Source organism: Muricoccus vinaceus (assembly GCF_042433125.1).
In the GTDB taxonomy this organism is placed as follows: domain Bacteria; phylum Pseudomonadota; class Alphaproteobacteria; order Acetobacterales; family Acetobacteraceae; genus Roseomonas; species Roseomonas vinacea.
The window spans coordinates 439,416-455,871 of the sequence record NZ_JBHLVZ010000002.1; the positions used below are offsets into that span (position 1 = coordinate 439,416).

General features: G+C 72.9%; 16 protein-coding genes. 4 read left to right on the forward strand and 12 right to left on the reverse strand.

The features are described from left to right. Positions 1-12 precede the first annotated feature (12 nt). On the forward strand, positions 13-666 hold the full coding sequence (locus ACFFIC_RS03845; RefSeq protein WP_377048754.1) for a response regulator transcription factor: 654 nt from the start codon (positions 13-15) through the stop codon (positions 664-666). Here ACFFIC_RS03845 and ACFFIC_RS03850 read toward each other — a convergent pair. The 10 genes from ACFFIC_RS03850 to ACFFIC_RS03895 all read right to left on the reverse strand — a co-directional run bounded on the left by ACFFIC_RS03850 (position 663) and on the right by ACFFIC_RS03895 (position 10,625). Then, positions 663-2,111: a sensor histidine kinase gene (locus ACFFIC_RS03850; protein ID WP_377048755.1), complete on the reverse strand. Its 1,449-nt coding sequence runs from the start codon at positions 2,109-2,111 to the stop codon at positions 663-665. The two genes, ACFFIC_RS03845 and ACFFIC_RS03850, sit on opposite strands and share 4 nt — an antisense overlap. 145 nt (positions 2,112-2,256) lie before the next feature. Further along, positions 2,257-2,979, reverse strand: a complete 723-nt coding sequence (locus ACFFIC_RS03855; RefSeq protein WP_377048756.1) for a lysophospholipid acyltransferase family protein — start codon at positions 2,977-2,979, stop codon at positions 2,257-2,259. A 5-nt stretch (positions 2,980-2,984) separates the two neighbouring features. Beyond that, positions 2,985-3,971 carry a phosphatidate cytidylyltransferase gene (locus ACFFIC_RS03860; protein ID WP_377048757.1) on the reverse strand — a complete coding sequence of 329 codons (987 nt, stop codon included), beginning with the start codon at positions 3,969-3,971 and terminating at the stop codon, positions 2,985-2,987. Beyond that, the gene (locus tag ACFFIC_RS03865; protein ID WP_377048758.1) at positions 3,968-4,654 is read right to left on the reverse strand and encodes a CDP-alcohol phosphatidyltransferase family protein; all 687 of its coding nucleotides are present in this window, start codon (positions 4,652-4,654) and stop codon (positions 3,968-3,970) included. Before ACFFIC_RS03865 ends, ACFFIC_RS03860 begins: the two co-directional genes overlap by 4 nt. A 33-nt stretch (positions 4,655-4,687) precedes the next feature. After that, positions 4,688-5,530: an RNA methyltransferase gene (locus ACFFIC_RS03870; protein ID WP_377048759.1), complete on the reverse strand. Its 843-nt coding sequence runs from the start codon at positions 5,528-5,530 to the stop codon at positions 4,688-4,690. Next, a complete protein-coding gene (locus ACFFIC_RS03875) occupies positions 5,527-6,069 on the reverse strand; it encodes a GNAT family N-acetyltransferase (RefSeq protein ID WP_377048760.1) in 543 nt (180 codons plus the stop codon). Before ACFFIC_RS03875 ends, ACFFIC_RS03870 begins: the two co-directional genes overlap by 4 nt. Next, positions 6,054-7,484 (reverse strand): cysteine--tRNA ligase, encoded by a 1,431-nt coding sequence (gene cysS, locus ACFFIC_RS03880; protein ID WP_377048761.1) that lies wholly within the window; start codon positions 7,482-7,484, stop codon positions 6,054-6,056. Before cysS ends, ACFFIC_RS03875 begins: the two co-directional genes overlap by 16 nt. 5 nt (positions 7,485-7,489) lie before the next feature. Next, positions 7,490-8,821, reverse strand: a complete 1,332-nt coding sequence (gene gltX / locus ACFFIC_RS03885; RefSeq protein WP_377048762.1) for a glutamate--tRNA ligase — start codon at positions 8,819-8,821, stop codon at positions 7,490-7,492. Next, positions 8,818-9,225, reverse strand: a complete 408-nt coding sequence (locus tag ACFFIC_RS03890) for a hypothetical protein (RefSeq protein ID WP_377048763.1) — start codon at positions 9,223-9,225, stop codon at positions 8,818-8,820. Before ACFFIC_RS03890 ends, gltX begins: the two co-directional genes overlap by 4 nt. Then, positions 9,222-10,625 carry a nitrilase-related carbon-nitrogen hydrolase gene (locus ACFFIC_RS03895; RefSeq protein ID WP_377048764.1) on the reverse strand — a complete coding sequence of 468 codons (1,404 nt, stop codon included), beginning with the start codon at positions 10,623-10,625 and terminating at the stop codon, positions 9,222-9,224. Before ACFFIC_RS03895 ends, ACFFIC_RS03890 begins: the two co-directional genes overlap by 4 nt. Before the next feature lie 141 nt (positions 10,626-10,766). Here ACFFIC_RS03895 and ACFFIC_RS03900 point away from each other — a divergent pair, with 141 nt between their 5' ends. The 3 genes from ACFFIC_RS03900 to ACFFIC_RS03910 all read left to right on the forward strand — a co-directional run bounded on the left by ACFFIC_RS03900 (position 10,767) and on the right by ACFFIC_RS03910 (position 13,789). Beyond that, positions 10,767-11,735: a GAF domain-containing protein gene (locus tag ACFFIC_RS03900; RefSeq protein WP_377048765.1), complete on the forward strand. Its 969-nt coding sequence runs from the start codon at positions 10,767-10,769 to the stop codon at positions 11,733-11,735. Positions 11,736-11,872: 137 nt separating this feature from the next. Further along, positions 11,873-13,390: an aldehyde dehydrogenase gene (adh, locus tag ACFFIC_RS03905; RefSeq protein ID WP_377048766.1), complete on the forward strand. Its 1,518-nt coding sequence runs from the start codon at positions 11,873-11,875 to the stop codon at positions 13,388-13,390. A gap of 51 nt (positions 13,391-13,441) precedes the next feature. After that, positions 13,442-13,789, forward strand: coding sequence for a DUF779 domain-containing protein (locus tag ACFFIC_RS03910; protein ID WP_377048767.1), 348 nt, complete (start codon positions 13,442-13,444; stop codon positions 13,787-13,789). Positions 13,790-13,796: 7 nt separating this feature from the next. Here the strand turns inward: ACFFIC_RS03910 and ACFFIC_RS03915 are convergent, their stop codons facing one another. Beyond that, positions 13,797-14,933, reverse strand: coding sequence for a beta/alpha barrel domain-containing protein (locus ACFFIC_RS03915; RefSeq protein WP_377048768.1), 1,137 nt, complete (start codon positions 14,931-14,933; stop codon positions 13,797-13,799). Positions 14,934-14,946: 13 nt separating this feature from the next. Further along, a complete protein-coding gene (locus ACFFIC_RS03920; RefSeq protein ID WP_377048769.1) occupies positions 14,947-16,329 on the reverse strand; it encodes a class II 3-deoxy-7-phosphoheptulonate synthase in 1,383 nt (460 codons plus the stop codon). Positions 16,330-16,456 lie beyond the last annotated feature (127 nt).

Genomic DNA, 16,456 nt, shown 5'->3' on the forward strand with positions numbered 1-16,456 from the left:
CGGGGGCGATCGATGGATCAGGCCAGGAGCCTGGATGACGGGAGCGAAGCCGATCCCCTCGTCCTGGTGGTGGATGACGACGCCCGCGTGCGCCAGGCGATCGACAGTCTGCTCCGGTCCGTCGGCCATGGCACGCTGCTCTACGAGGTGGCGCACGAGCTTCTCGACGCGCCCCTGCCGGAGCGCGTCGGCTGCATCATCATGGATGTCCGCATTCCCCGGATGAGCGGGCTGGAGTTCCAGGAGCGCCTGGCGGAGCGGGGCGAGCACCCGCCGATCATCTTCGTCACGGGCTACGGCGACGTTCCGATGAGCGTCCGCGCCATGAAGGCGGGGGCGGCCGACTTCCTGGTTAAGCCCTTCCGCGACCAGGACATGCTGGACGCGGTGGACGCCGCGCTGAAGCGCGACCGCGGGCGGCGCCGGGCGCTCGGTGCCGCCTCCGCCGCGCGGTCGCGCCATGCCACGCTGACCCCGCGCGAGGTGCAGGTGATGGCGCTCGTCGTATCCGGGCTGATGAACAAGCAGGTCGCCGGCGAGCTGGGGCTGAGCGAGATCACCGTGAAGCTCCACCGGGCGAGCGTCATGCGGAAGATGGAGGTGCGCACGCTCGCCGATCTCGTGCGCGCGGCGGAGCTGGTCGGGCGCGACGGGCAGCGGGGCTAGGCCGCCCTGGCGGGCAGGGCGAAGCGGAAGGTCGCGCCCGCGCCCGGCTCGCTCGTCGCCCAGAGGCGCCCGCCATGGGCCTCCACGCAGGTGCGGCAGATCGCCAGGCCCATGCCCATGCCGCCCGCGCGGGTGGAATAGAAGGGTTCGAAGAGGCGGGGGAGCTGCGCGGGGTCGAGGCCGGGGCCGTGGTCCTCCACCTCCGTCACCACCTCGCCGCCCGCCCCGCGGATCCGCACCGTGAGGTCGCGCGGCCCCTGGACCGGAGCCATCGCCTGCGCCCCGTTCAGCATCAGGTTCACCAGCACCTGCCCGATCTGGACGGGATCGGCGAGAACGGCGGGCAGCCCCGCCTCCGCGTCGAGATGCACCGAGATGCCGGCGGCGCGCAGTTCCCGCTCGATCAGCAGGATGGCGTCCCGCGCGGTGGCGGCGAGGTCCACGGCCTCGCTGCGGCGCGGCGCGTTGCCGAGGAAGCGGCGGATGCGCGAGACCACGTCGCGCGCCCGCAGGCCATCGCGCACGGCACTGGCCATGGCGCTGCGCGCCTCGCCGAGGTTCGGCTCGGGACGGTCCAGCCAGCGCCGGGCGGCCTCGGCATGGCTGAGCACGGCGGCCAGCGGCGAGTTCACCTCGTGCGCGATCGAGGCCGTCAGCGTGCCGACGGTGGTGATGCGCGACGCCCTGGCGATCTCGGTTTCCATCTGCGCCAGCCTGGCCTGGGCCGCCTTGTAGCCGGAGACGTCGATGGCCGTGACGATGATGTCGCGGAAGCCCTCCATGCTGTCCGGCAGCTCCGCGGTGAAGAGCACGTCGAGCACGCTGCCGTCGGGGCGGGTGATGTGGGCCTCGGAGCGGTAGAAGCGCTCGCCGTTCGAGATGGCGAGCAGCCACTGGTCGAAGGTCTGGTCGGTGTTCGGCAGGATGCGCGCGAGGGAACCGACCAGGGCCTCCTTGCCGGCCACGCCCATCATCTCGACGGTGAAGGCGTTCACGTCGCGGATCACCACCTCCTCGCGCAGCTTCCGCGCGAGGTCGGGCCGGGCGACGTAATAGGCGAGCACGTCGTCCACGCCGGCCTGGCGGAGGGAAAGGATGGCCTTGCCGACCATGGACCAGTCCTCCCGCCAGAGGGAGATGCCCGCCCGCTCGAAGAGGGCATCCTGGCCCTGCGCGCTTTCCTTCATCTCCCGGCCCAGCCGCAAGGCGAGCGCGGCCGCGATCCCCAGCAGCGCCACGGCGGCGATCCAGCCGGCCAGGCCGGCCCGCGGCGCCGCGCCGGCGAGGAGCGGCAGGAGAAGAAGCAGGGCGGGTTGCGCGGACCGGAGGGGCGGGAACCGCCCCTGCCCGGTTCTGGTGGGGTTGGCCCAGCGCGGCATCCCGCCCATGGCTGGATCCGGGCTTGCCGCCGTGCTGGCCGGCCAGAGAGAGAAAACCTGCTTCACGTCCTGCCCTGCTGCGCCCCAGTTGCCGGCGCGGGGCGCGCCCGGGCCGGCGGAGCCTGATCATGGAGCGGGACGGCGGCAAGCCAACCCTTGGTATGGGTGACGGGCGGCACGGCCGGAAGGGACCGGTGGCGGCGCCGGCCGCTCAGGGAGGGGACGGCGAAAGCCGGCGTACCGCGGCCTCGGCCTCGGCGGAGACGGCCTGCCAGCCCGCTCGGTCGTTGCGGGTGGCCGGGAAGCGCAGCGCGGGGCCGATGATGAGGGTGAGAGGGCGCCCCGGGCGCGGCAGGCGGGCCCCGGCGGGCCAGGCATCGCGGGCCCCCTCCAGCCAGCAGGGGACCACGGGGATACCGGTGCCGGCGACGAGCATGCCGAGACCGGGCTGGAAGGGTGCCATGGCGCCGGTGCGGCTGCGGGTGCCCTCGGGGAACAGGATGTAGGCCAGGGCGTCCTCGGCGAGGCGGGCGCGCATGGTGTCGAGCTCCCCGCGCCGGCTGCGGCCACGCCAGACCGGCAGGGCGTTGATGGCATAGGCCGAGAGCACCGAGCGGGCGGCGTTGCCGAAGAAGAGCTCGCCCGCGGCCAGGGCATGGGCACGCCGCGCGGCGGGGCCGCGCAGCGCCGCCAGGAGGGCGAGGGCGTCGAGATGGCTCGCGTGGTTGGCGACCATGACGAAGGGGCCGTGGGTGGGAAGGTTCGCCTGCCCCTCGATCCGGAAGCGGTGGGCGGCGCGGAGATAGGCGCGGACGGCGCGCCGCCAGGCGGTGTTCACGGCGAGGCCGACGAGGCCGGGTTCCCGCCCGAGGCTGCGGAGGCGGTCGGCCGGGGTGAGGCCGAGGTCGCGGGCGGGGCGGAGGTTCCAGTCCATGGGGATCAGGGGCCGGTGATCAGGCGCGTGGGAGAGTCGAGGCCGAAGCCGACGAAGTAGCCGACGAGGTGGAAGATGGCGGGGGCGACGAGGAGCAGGGAGTTGAAGCGGTCCAGCACGCCGCCATGGCCGGGAAGGACGGTGCCCATGTCCTTGATGCCGAGGTCGCGCTTGATGGAGGAGAGGAGGAGGTCGCCCGCCTGCCCGGCGACGCTGACCAGCGCGCCCATGGCCACGAGCCAGACGGGGTTGGCCAGCGGCGTGCCGCGGAAGATGGCGGCGCCGACCAGGGCGACGAGGGTGGTGGTGACGAGGACGGCGCCGAGGGAGCCGGAGACCGTCTTGTTCGGGCTGGTGGCCGGCAGGAGCTTTGCGCCCCCGATGAGCTTGCCGCAGGTGAAGGCGGCGACATCGTTCAGCGCGACGGCGGTGAGCAGGAGCAGGACGAGCGGGCGGTAGCCCGGATCGTTCGCCATGTAGCCGAGATGGGCGAGGCCGGCACCGAAGAGCATGAAGGCGAGGATGGCGAGCGCGGTGCGCTGGATGTAGCCGGCGGGCCGGTCCAGCGGGATGGTGCAGACCGCCAGCAGGCAGGCGGTGAGCGGCCAGAGGGCAACGAAGAACCCGTACCAGTGGTCGAGCGCCGCGAAGTTCACGGCGAGGATGCCCAGCACGATCACGAGGCTCAGCACGCGCTCGCGGAAGAGGCCGGTGGCGCGCGCGTATTCGCGGTAGCAGGCGAGCGACAGGACCGTGACGGCGCCGATGGTCCAGGCGCGGCCGAGCAGGACGGGGCCGAGCATGAGCGGCAGCAGCACGCACCAGGAGGCCCAGCGGAGCCAGAGCTCGCGCCGGAACTCGGGCTTCGCGCGGCCGGAGCGCGAGAGCCAGAGGATGGCGAGGCCGGAGACGGCGAGCACGGCGAGTGTCGCGAGGATGATGCCGGTGGTGACGGGATGCGCGAAGGCGCCGCCGGGCGGCGCGGGAATCATGCGCCGCCCCTTGGCGCGGCGGCGGGACCCGACCTCAGGGCGCGGGCGGTGCCCAGGAGGCGGCGGAGCGCGGTGAGCGTGGCGAGGGCGGTGATGGCGATGAGGGCCCAGACCGGCAGGGCGCCCTGCCAGGAAAGGGGCGTGAGGGCGCACCAGAGGGCGAGCGCGGTGACGAGGGCCATGCGCTGCTGCTTGGCCATGGGCCCGCGGAAGTCGCTCGGCGCGCCGGCGGCACGGCCGGTGGTGCGGATATAGGCCGTGGCCATGGCGGCGAGCGACGCCGCGAGGCCGAGGGCCGGGCTGTGGGCGGCCAGGCCCAGGCCAAGCAGGACGGCGGTGTCGGAAACGCGGTCGGGCACCTCGTTCCACAGCTCGCCCACCGGGGAGGCGACGCCGCGGCCGATCGCGACCATGCCGTCCATGAGGTTGGCCAGCAGGCGGAGCTGGATCAGGAGGGCGCCGAGGATCCAGAGCGGGCGGGCGGCGCCGGGCCACCATGCCGTGCCGGCCAGGGCGAGGCCGGCGAGGAGGCCGGCTGCCATGCCGGCGGCGGAGATGCCGTTGGGCGAGGCGCGGCGCGTGATCAGCCAGGCGGCGAGGGCATTGGCGGGGCCGGTGTTGCGGGCGGCGATGGGGCGGCGGTCGCCCCCCTCCCCTGCCGCCTGGGTGGTGATCGTTTCCATGCCGGCAGCTTGGCACGCCGGATGGGTGGGTGGCTAACCGTCGATGTTGGGGTCCACGGTTCCGGGGTCGGGGTTGGGGGCTGGGTCGGGGGCTGCCGGGCCGCCACGGACGACGCGGCCGCGGGAAAGCTCCGTGATCACGCCGTGCAGGGTGCGGAGCTCCTGTTCGGTCACCTCGCCGCGCTCGAAGAGGTGGCGGAGGTTGCGGACCATGCCCGGGCGCTTGGGGATGTTGTCGAGGAAGCCGCAGGCGTCGAGCTCGCGCACGAGACGGCCGAGGAAGCCCTCCAGCTCGCCCTTGGTGGCCACGCGGGTCTCGTTGGTCATGAAGGCGCGGGGCGGCGTGGGTTCCTCGGCGATCCACCACTCATAGGCCAGGATCATCACGGCCTGGGCGAGGTTCAGGCTCATGTGCTGGGGGTTGAGGGGATAGCGGACGAGGGTGTCGGCGCGGGCCATGTCCTCGGCGTCGAGGCCGGCGCGCTCGGGGCCGAAGAGGATGGCGGCGCGGAGGCTGCCCGAGTTGACCGAGCGAAGCTCGGCGGCGGCGGCGCGGGCGGTGAGAACGGGGATGATGACGTGGCGGGGGCGCGGGCAGGTGGCGAGGACGCGGTGGCAGTCCGCCACGGCGTCCTCCACCGTGTCATGGACCGTCGCGGCGTCGAGGATGCGGTCGGCGCCAGAGGCGGCGCGCCAGGCGGTGGCCTGGGGCCAGCCGTCGCGCGGGGCGACGAGGCGGAGGTGGAACAGGCCGCCATTGGCCATGGCGCGGGCGACCGTGCCGATGTTCTGCGCGAGCTGCGGGCGGACGAGCACCACGATGGGGCTCTCGCCCGGCGGGGGCTCCAGGGCGGCGCCGCCCTCTCTTCCGGTCATGGGGCGGGGATCGCGGGGGTGGGGATCATGGGGGCGGGGCCTGCTGCGCGCGCCGCCCATTCGCGGCGAAGGAGGGACATGAGGATAAGGGCGGTGCGGGTGCCGTCCGGGTTCAGCCGCGCCTCGCGCAGGGTGCCTTCCTCGGCGAAGTGCTGCGCGCGGTAGACATGGCGCGCGCGGTCGTTGGTGGCGACGACGTAGAGCCAGAGCCGGTGGGCGGCGGTGTTCCCGAAGGTCCAGCCGCCGATGGCGCGCAGGAAGGGAGCGCCGAGGCCCTGCCCGGGCGCGGCGACCGCGATGCGCTTGAGGCAGATGTTGCCGTGCACGTCCCGCATGTCCGACAGGATGGCGAAGCCCGCTGGCCGCCCGTCCGGTCCGTCCGCGATGAGGTAGGCGTGGTCCGGGCCGGCGATGGAGGCGGCGTGCTCTTCCTCCGCCCAGAGATTGATGAAGGCGTCGTGGCCGGGGATGCGCTCCACGGCCATGACGAAGGGAATGTCGGCGGGGGTGGCCGGGCGGAGGGCTACGCGCGGCGCCATGTGGTGGCACCCTTGGCGTCCTCCAGCACGATGCCCCTGGCGGCGAGGTCGGCGCGGATGCGGTCGGCCTCGGCCCAGTCGCGGGCGGCGCGGGCGGCGAGGCGGGCCTGGATGGCGGCCTCGATCTCCGCGTCGTCGCCCTCCCCTGCCCCGCCTTTCCGCCACGCCTGCGGGTCGGAGGGGAGGAGGCCGAGTGCGGAGGCGGCCTGGCGCAGCGCGGCGCCCGCCTGGCCCGGCTTCGGCTTCCAGTCCCGGCCCGCGCGGGACAGGACGGCGGTCATCGAGCCGCCGACCTGCATGACGTTCTCCAGCGCGCGGAGGTCGCGCAGGCGGGCGACGGCGAGCGGGGTGTTGAGGTCGTCGGCGAGCGGTTCGAGGGCCCAGGCGACCATGTCGGCCACCGTCGCGTCGTCGGCCTCGGGCGCGGGGAGCTTGCGGACGAGGAGGGCGTAGTGGTCGTCGAGTTCCGCGCGGGCCTCGTCGAGACGTTCGGCGGTGTAGTCCAGCGCCGCGCGGTAGTGGGTCTTGAGCAGCAGCAGGCGGAAGGCCTCGCCGGCCCAGGACCCGCGCTGGAGGATGTCGCGCACGGTGAGGAAGTTGCCGAGCGACTTCGACATCTTCTCGCCGTCCACCAGCAGCATGCCGTTGTGCATCCACAGATGCGCGAAGCGGGTGCCTGGGAAGGCGCAGCAGGACTGCGCGACCTCGTTCTCGTGGTGCGGGAAGAGCAGGTCGGCCCCGCCGCCGTGGATGTCGAATTCCTCGCCGAGGTTCTTCCAGGCCATGGCGGAGCACTCGATGTGCCAGCCCGGGCGGCCGCGGCCCCAGGGGCTGTCCCAGCCGGGCGTGTCGGTGTCGCTGGGCTTCCACAGCACGAAGTCGCCGGGGTCGCGCTTGTAGGGGGCGACCTCCACGCGGGCGCCGGCGAGCATCTCGTCGGGCGAGCGGCCGGAAAGGTGGCCGTAATCGGGATAGGAGGACACGGCGAAGAGCACGTGGCCTTCGGCGGCGTAGGCGTTTCCGTTGGCGATCAGTCGCTCGATGAGCGCGATCATCTCGGGGATGCTGGCGGTGGCGCGCGGCTCGATGTCGGGCGGCGCGCAGTTCAGGGCCTGCATGTCGGCGTGAAAGTCGGCGATGGTGCGCTCGGTGATCCCGGCGATGGGCACGCCGCTCTCGCGGGCCCGCGCGTTGATCTTGTCGTCCACGTCCGTGATGTTGCGGACATAGGTGAGGCGGGCGAACTCGCGGCGCAGCAGGCGGGCGAGCACGTCGAAGACGACGACGGGGCGCGCGTTGCCGAGATGGGCGAGGTCGTAGACGGTCGGGCCGCAGACGTAGAGGCGGACATGGTCCGGGTCGATCGGCCGGAACTCGACCTTCTCGCGCCGGGCGCTGTCGTGGAACTGGAGCATTCTGGTCAACCGATCGCGCGTTGCAGCCGGGACGCGGCGCGGGCGCGGCCGATCAGCGGCAGGAAGGTCTTGAGGTCCGGGCCGTGGTCCTCGCCGGTGAGGGCGCGGCGGAGCGGGAGGAAGAGGGCCTTGCCCTTCTTCTGCGCGGCCTGGCCGATGGCGGCGGTCCAGGCCGGCCAGCTGGTTTCGTCCCAGGGCTCGGGGGGCAGCGACTGGAGGGCGGCTTGCAGCAGTGCCGTCTCGTCGGGCTGGGGGGCGACGGTGATCTCGCCGCGGGCGATCTCGTACCAGTCGCGGACCTCGGCGAGCAGGTCGAGGTTGCCCCGGATGGCCAGCCAGAAGGGCTCGTCGGCGCCCTCGGGCAGGCGATCGCGGACGTCGGCGAAGGCCAGGGCGTGCAGGTGCTTGCGGTTGAGCGCCAGCAGCTGCTTGGTGTCGAAGCGCGCGGGGGAGTGGGAAACGCGGGTGATGTCCCAGCTCTGCGCGAGGCCGCGGGGCGCGGCCGCCACGGGATCGTTGGAGGTGCCCAGCGCCGCGAGGTAGCCGGTCAGCGCCGCGGGCTCGATGCCGTCGCGGCGGAACTGGCGGAGCGAGACGCTGCCGAGGCGCTTGGAAAGCTGGCCGCCCTCGCTGTCCGTCAGCAGGGGCATGTGGGCGAAGTGGATGCGGTTGGGCCGGCCCGACAGGCCCTCCAGAATGTCGATCTGGATGCCGGTGCTGGTGACGTGGTCCTCGCCGCGGATGACGTGGGTGATCCCGGTTTCCAGGTCATCGACGACGGAGGTGAAGGTGTAGAGGAAGGAACCGTCGGCGCGGATCAGCACCGGGTCCGACAGGCTCGGCAGCTTCACCTGGCGGTTCCCCAGCACGCCGTCCTGCCAGGTGACGGTGCGGGTGTTGAGCTTGAAGCGCCAGTGCGGGGACTTGCCGTTCTCGATGGCGCGGGCGAGCTGCTCGGCCGTCATCTTGAGGGCGCCGCGGTCGTAGATGGGGGCGCGGCCCTGCTTTCTGCGCTGCTCGCGCTTGTAGTTCAGCTCCTCCTCGGTCTCGAGGCAGGGGTAGAGCAGGCCCTTCTTCTTCAGGACCTCGGCGGCGGCCTGGTAGCGCTCGATGCGGTCGGACTGGCGGAAGCTCTCGTCCCAGTCGAGGCCGAGCCAGCGCAGGTCCTCCTCGATGCCCTGGGCGAATTCGGGCTTGGAGCGCTCGGTGTCGGTGTCGTCCAGGCGGAGGATGAAGGTGCCGCCGCGCTTCCTTGCCTCAAGCCAGTTGGCGAGGGCGATGCGGGCGTTGCCGACATGGAGCCAGCCGGTGGGAGACGGGGCGAAGCGGACCTTCACGCGTCATGTCCTTCGGCGTCGTCCGCCGCTTCGTCGGCTTCCTCGTCCTCGGCCATGTCGCGGCGTGGGTCGAGGGCGCGCCAGTCGCGCTCGCTCTTCTTGCGGGAGGGCTTCTCGGCGAAGGCGCGGATGTCGGCGGCCGAGGTCCAGTGCTCGCCGCTGGGGTCCAGCGCCTCCGCGTCCTCGCCGAAGGCGAACCAGGCGGCCAGCACGGCGTCGGCGTCCATGCCGGGCGCGCGGCAGCGCTCGATGCTGTCGCGCACGTAGCGGCGCGCGAAGGTGGCGGCGTCGGCCACGGTGGAGAAGCCGCGGATCTCCTCCACGGGGTCGTCCCCATTGGCGCCGGACAGGTCCTTGATGCGCACGAAGGGGCCAAGGGCCGCTGGCTGGGGTGACGTGTTCATGGCGCCTCGGCTCCTTCGGGGTTGGGGCGGGCGGGCGCGGGCGGGGGGAACGCCACGCCGGGCGGGGCCCGGCGGCGCTTGTAGTCCGCGCGGGCAAGGCTTTGCCAGAGGCGGAGCGGCGCGGCAGGGGCGCCGGGGGGGCGGGGCTCCACGGCGGGCGGGGCGAGGAAGCGGTCCGCCGGGCCGGTTGCGGCGCGCCAGGCGGACAGGGCGGCGAGGGTGCCGGGGGCGAGGTGGCGCAGGGGGGCGATGGCCGTTCCGGTGCCGCTTTCCGCGGTGACGATGGGCAGCAGGCCCTGGGCCTCGGCCAGGGATGACAGCGCGGCGTCCCGCAGGCGGGAAGCAGGATCGGCCCCGGCGGGCAGGACGGCCGCGAGGGCCCGGAGCGCGGGGGCGAGGTCGATGACCTCCGCCTGGAGGTCGAGGCGGCGGGCGGCGGCCAGGGCGGCCGGCGGGGCGGCCCCCTCCCCCGCGACGACGCAGCGCAGGCCGGCGGGGCCGAAGGCGTCGAGCGCGAGCGTGGCGGCCAGGGCGCTGGCGGAGTCCCCGGCGAGGGGAAGGAGGAAGCGGGTGGCGACGTGGCGCGCCGCGTGGTCGCGGAGCGCGAGGATCAGGGCGCGCCAGGCCTGCTCCTCCTCTCCCATGGGATGGGGCGCCGGATGGGGGAGGCAGCGCCAGGCCGAGCCGTCATGCCGCCATTCGGTGAGGGTCAGGGCCTCGGCGAAGGGGGGAAGGACGAGGGCGGAGCTGCGGTCGGGGTTCAACACCAGGGCGGAGCCGTCATGGGCGGCCTCCTCCTCGGCGCCGAGGCGGTTGAGGAGGATCAGGGGAAGGCCGTTCTCCACCACGCGGGCCAGGGCGCGCTGGAGGCGGCGTTCGGCGGCACCGGGTTCATGCGCCAGGGAATCCAGGGCCACCAGCAGGTCGGCGCCGGTTTCGGCCAGGGTTTCCGCCACCGCGGGCCCGCGCCAGTCCGCGCCGGGCATGAGGCCGAGGCGGGCGCCGCGGAGAAACAGGGGGCCGGGCACGGGGCCGGGATCGTAGCCCGCGCGGGGATGATGGGCGGCGAGGCTGCGGCGCGTGCCCGCCTCCAGCAGGTGGAGGGCGTCATGGAGGCGGGGCCCGTCCCGCCAGGGGGCGCCGAGCAGAAGGGCCGGGCCGCCATCGGCGGTTCCGGCCGCGAGGCCATCCAGGGCCGCTTGGAGCGGCGCGGCGAAGGCGGGCTGGGCCGCGAGCCCGGCCGGGACGGCGCCGGACAGGGAGGAGGCGGGGGTAATCAGGAGATCAGCGCCGGCCCCGGCCGCCCGCGCGCGGAGGGCCCGGAGGCGGCCGGCGTTCTCCCCGATCGCGGCCATCCCTGGGTTGAACTGCGCGAGGGCGATGCGGAGGGTCGGGGCCATGCGGGGCGGACCCTAGAGGCTGATGCGGCGCGTTCCCAGAGGCGCATCGCGCGCCCTCATGGCCCCCGCGAAGATGTTTCCACCGCGGAGGGCTGCCTGCTATGCCTTGCGCAAGAAGAACAAGAGAACGGGGAAGGAGCGATGCCGGGAGCCAGCGCCCGACCGCATGCCGAGCGCATCCGGGCCGCCCTGCAGGACGGTTCCGCGGTGCATTCCGCCATCGCCGCCTCATGGCGCCGGTCGGCGCTTCTTCATGGCCTGGACCCGGAGGCGCGCGCCGCCCGGCAGGCCCTTGCCAGCGCCGAGCTGCGGCAGGTGCGGGACGCCATGGGGCCGCTGGTCGAGCTTGCCCAGCCCGTGATGGACCGGCTGTTCCAGGCGGTGGGCGGCATCGGCTGCTGCGTGGTGCTGACCGACGAGCGCGGCGTGCTGGTGGAGCGGCGCGGCGCCGGGGGCGAGGACCGGCAGTTCCGCGACTGGGGCCTCTGGACCGGTGCCGTCTGGAGCGAGGCGCGCGAGGGTACCAATGCCATCGGCACCTGCCTGGCCGAGGGGCGGCCGCTGACGGTCCACCGGGACCAGCACTTCCAGGCCCGGAACGCCCTGCTGAGCTGCACCACCGCGCCCGTTTACGACCACGAGGGGCGACTGGCCGCGGCGCTGGACGTGTCCTCGGCCCGGCGCGACCTGACGGAGGGGATGACCGCGCTGATCGCGGCCAGCGTGGCCGAGGCCGCGCGCCGGATCGAGGAGCGCTGCTTCCGGCAGGCCTTTCCGCGCGCGCGGATCGTGCTGGCCGACGACCGCACCGCGGGCGCGCTGCTGGCGATCGATGCCGACGACCTGGTGGTGGGCGCCAGCCGTTCCGCCCGCCAGGCGCTGGGCATCACCGCCGCCCGGCTGCGCCGCCCCCTTCCCGCCGCCGACGTGCTGGGCGCGGGGGAGGCCGAGGCCGCCCCGCCCGCCCTGGCGCAGGCCGAGCGCGGCGCCCTTCAACGTGCGCTGGCGCGGGCCGGGGGCAATGTTTCCGCCGCCGCGGAGGCGCTGGGCATCAGCCGGGCGACCCTGCACCGCAAGCTGCGCCGGCTCGGGCTGCGCGGCGGCGGCTGAGGGCGCGGCCGGGCGGGCTTGTGTCGCAGTTCTGCGACACGGCGCGCGCGACGGGCGCGCGAGCGCGGTGACAGGGCCGGGGAACGCGTCCCATCCTGGCCCCGATGCGATCCACCAGGGACGCACGGAGGAAGTCCATGACCAAGATCGACGTGGCCCGCCAGGGCGAATCCCCCTTCAAGAGCCGCTACGGCAACTTCATCGGCGGGCAGTGGATGGAGGCGGCGAGCGGGCGCAGCTTCAGCAACGCCTCTCCCGTCAATGGCCGCGTGCTGTGCGACGTCGCGCGCTCGGACGCGGTGGACGTGGAGCGGGCGCTGGATGCGGCCCATGCCGCCCGCGAAAGCTGGGGCCGTACCAGCACCACCGAGCGTTCGCGGGTGCTCAACGCCATCGCGCAGCGGATGGAGGACAACCTCGACCGGCTCGCGCTGGCCGAGACGCTCGACAACGGCAAGCCGATCCGCGAGACCACCGCCGCCGACCTGCCGCTGGCGATCGACCACTTCCGCTATTTCGCGGGCTGCATCCGCGCGCAGGAAGGCGCGCTGAGCGAGATCGACCACGACACCATCGCCTATCACTTCCAGGAACCGCTGGGCGTGGTCGGGCAGATCATTCCCTGGAACTTCCCGCTGCTGATGGCCTGCTGGAAGCTGGCGCCGGCGCTGGCCGCCGGGAATTGCGTGGTGCTCAAGCCCGCCGAGCAGACGCCGGCCTCCATCCTGGTCTGGGCGGAGCTGATCGCGGACCTGCTGCCGCCGGGCGTGCTGAACATCGTCAACGGCTTCGGGCTCGAGGCGGGCAAGCCGCTGGCGTCCAGCCCGCGCATCAGCAAGATCGCCTTCACCGGCGAGACGACGACGGGCCGGCTGATCATGCAGTATGCGAGCCAGAACCTGATCCCGGTGACGCTGGAGCTGGGCGGCAAGTCGCCCAACATCTTCTTCGCGGACGTGGCGGCCGAGGACGACGACTTCTTCGACAAGGCGCTGGAGGGCTTCACCATGTTCGCCCTCAACCAGGGCGAGGTCTGCACCTGTCCCTCCCGCGCGCTGATCCACGAGAGCCTGTACGACCGCTTCATGGAGCGGGCGCTCCAGCGGGTGAAGGCCATCACGCAGGGCGACCCGCGCGAGCCCGCCACCATGATCGGCGCCCAGGCCTCGAGCGAGCAGCTGGAGAAGATCCTCAGCTATGTCGATATCGGCAAGCAGGAGGGTGCGGAGATCCTGACGGGCGGCGCGCGCGCCGACATGCCGGGCGAGCTTGCGGGCGGCTTCTACATGCAACCGACGGTGTTCCGCGGCGACAACCGGATGCGGGTGTTCCAGGAGGAGATCTTCGGGCCGGTGGTGTCCGTCACCACCTTCAGGGACGATGAGGAGGCGCTTTCCATCGCCAACGACACGCTCTACGGCCTCGGCGCCGGGGTCTGGACGCGCGACGTGAACCGCGCCTACCGCTTCGGGCGCGGCATCCAGGCCGGGCGGGTCTGGACGAACTGCTACCACGCCTATCCCGCGCACGCGGCGTTTGGCGGCTACAAGCAGTCGGGCATCGGGCGGGAGAACCACAAGGCGATGCTGGACCACTACCAGCAAACCAAGAACATGCTGGTCAGCTACAGCCCGAAGAAGCTCGGCTTCTTCTGAACCGCTGGCGCGGGCCTTCTGGCCCGCGCCTTTCCTTCAGGAAGGCCCGCCATGTCCGAATCCCTGAACCGCGTGAGCGCCACGCCGGAGGCGCTGGCGCTGCTGGCGGAGATCCAGGCCGAGCACGGGCCGGTGCTGTTCCACCAGTCCGGCGGCTGCTGCGACGGGTCCTCGCCCATGTGCTACCCCAAGGGCGACTTCATCGTGGGCGACCAGGACGTGCTGCTGGGCGAGATCGGGGGCGCGCCCTTCTATATCGGCGCGGCGCAGTTCGAGGTTTGGCGGCACACGGGGCTGGTGATCGACGTGGTGCCCGGCCGGGGCGGCATGTTCTCGCTCGACAACGGGCGGGAGCGGCGCTTCCACACGCGCTCCTGCCTGATTCGCGGCGGCACGTGACCGGCGGCTAGCGCTTCGCGCGCAGCAGGAACTCGCGCCCGACCTTCACGCGCGGCACCCCGTCATAGGAGACGATGTCGGCGGTGGCGTAGGTCTCGCCCCAGGAGTTCGGGATGAAGCTGCCGGTGCCGATGACGTCGATCGGGGCGCGCGCCTCGGCCATGACGCGGCACTTGGAGACGCCGAAGCCGGAGGAGGCGACGATGCGGACGCGCGGGAAGCCGGCCTCGTCCAGGGCATCGCGCATGCGCCAGATGGCGGCGGCGGAGACGCCCGTGCCGACGAGGTCGCGCAGCTCGCTCTCGCTGCGGTAGCGGCGGATGGCGCCGGGGGTGTGGCGCTCGATCACGGCATAGGAGGAGGCGGGGTCGAGGCCTTCCAGGAAGCGGCCGCCATGGGTGTCCAGGCGCACGGCCATGCGGCCGGCCTCGGCCAGTTCCGGGAAGCGCCGGCAGACGGCGAGGCCGTCCGTCACCTCCTGTCCGAAATAATCGGTGAGGACGGTGAGGTTCTCGTCCGGAAATGTCTCGTGGAACATCTCGGCGGCGCGAAGGGTGGAGCCGGCATAGCCGATGAGGGCGTGGGGCATGGTGCCGCCGCCCCGGTTGGCGCCGTAGTAGTGCGAGGTGGCGTCGTTGGCGTTGCCGATGAAGCCGCGCGCGCCCTCCCCCTTCGCGGCCTCGCTGCCGACGCTGGCGGCATAGGCCATGAGTTCCTGCATCTCGGCGCCCGCGCAGTGGCGGGCCTCCATGGCCAGGAAGGCGACGTGGGGGAGTTCGAGGCACATCTGGTAGGCGTTGTGGGCCGCGACGCAGGCGGCGCCGAGCTTCTGCAGGAGAAGGGTTTCGAGGTCCGTCAGATGGGCGAAGGAGCCGGTGACGTAGAGGATGGGGTCGCCCGCGCCGACCCAGGTGCCCTCCTTGTGCATCAGCTCCACCTCGATGGCGGTGCCGCGCTCCGCGGCGACGGTGGTGAGCCAGTCGAGCATGAGGCGGGGCGCGGAGACCACGGGGCGGCGGAGGAAGATGGCGTAGGTGACGCGGGCGTCGCCGAAGCGCTGCACGATGGCCCTGGTGCGCTTGAAGTAGACATCCGTGCGGGCGGCGATGTCGGCCTCGAGCGCGGGCGTGGTGGGGAGGTCCATCGTGCCGGTCCCTTTACTGCGCCGCCTGAAGGCGAAGGTCGGTGGCGCGGCGGGACTTGAGTTCCTCGGCGACGAGGAAGGCGAGTTCGAGGGACTGCTCGGCGTTCAGGCGCGGGTCGCAGAAGGTGGCGTAGTTGGCGGAAAGGTCGGCCTCCGTCAGGCGATGGGCGCCGCCGAGGCATTCGGTGACGTCGCGGCCGGTCATCTCCACGTGCACGCCGCCGGGGTTGGTGCCCTCGGCGTGGTGGATGTCGAAGAAGGCGCGGACCTCCTGCAGGATCGCGTCGAAGGAGCGGGTCTTGTAGGCGCCGGCGGAATGCGTGTTGCCGTGCATGGGGTCGGTCAGCCAGGTGACCTTGGCGCCTTCCTTCTGGACGGCGCGGATCAGGGCCGGAAGCTTGGCCTCGATCTTGGCCGCGCCCATGCGGGCGATGAGGGTGAGTCGGCCGGGGGTGTTGTCCGGGTTCAGGCGGGCGCAGAGGCGAAGGAGGTCGTCCACCTCCGTCGTCGGGCCGACCTTCAGGCCGATGGGGTTCGCCACCCCCGAGAGGAACTCCACATGCGCGCCGTCCGGCTGGCGGGTGCGGTCGCCGATCCAGAGGAAATGGGCGGAGCAGGCGTAGTGGCGGCCGGCATGGGTGGAGGGCTCGCGCGTCATCGCCTCCTCGAAGGGAAGCAGCAGGGCCTCGTGGGAGGTGTAGAACTCGGTTTCGCGGATCTGCGGCGCGGTGATGCTGTTCATGCCGCAGGCGGCCATGAAGCGGAGCGTCTCGTCGATGCGCTGGGCGATGTCGGCGTAGCGCTCGGCGAGCGGCGAGCGGGCGACAAAGCCGAGGTTCCAGCGATGGACCTCGTGCAGGTCGGCGAAGCCGCCCGTCGCGAAGGCGCGGAGCAGGTTCAGGGTGGCGGCGGACTGGAGATAGGCGAACTCCATCCGGCTGGGGTCCGGCATGCGGGCCTCGGCGGTGAATTCCGGGCCGTTGATGATGTCGCCGCGGTAGGAGGGAAGCGTCGCCCCACCCTGGCTCTCGGTGTCGCTGGAGCGGGGCTTGGCGAACTGGCCGGCCATGCGACCGAGCTTCACCACGGGCAGGCCGCCGCCGAAGGTGAGGACCACGGCCATCTGGAGCAGGACGCGGAAGGTGTCCCGGATGATGTTGGCGTGGAAGTCGCCGAAGGATTCGGCGCAGTCGCCGCCCTGGAGGACGAAGGCGCGCCCCTCCCCGGCCTCGGCCAGCAGCTTCGTCAGCCGGTCGGCCTCGCCTGCGAAGACCAGGGGGGGAAAGCGGGCGAGCTTCTCCTCCATGGCGCGCAGGCGCGCGGCGTCCGGGTATTCCGGGACCTGGCGGATGGGCATGTCGCGCCAGGAGGCGGGGTGCCAGGAGGAGGTGGTCATCGGGCTGACGTTTCCGGTGTGTGGCGGCGCCCGGAGTGGGGGGCGGGGCGGGCAGCATAGTGGGGGGTGCCGGAGGGGCAAGTGTTAGCGCTTCCGGCGCCCCGCGCGGGATGGGCCCCAGGGACGC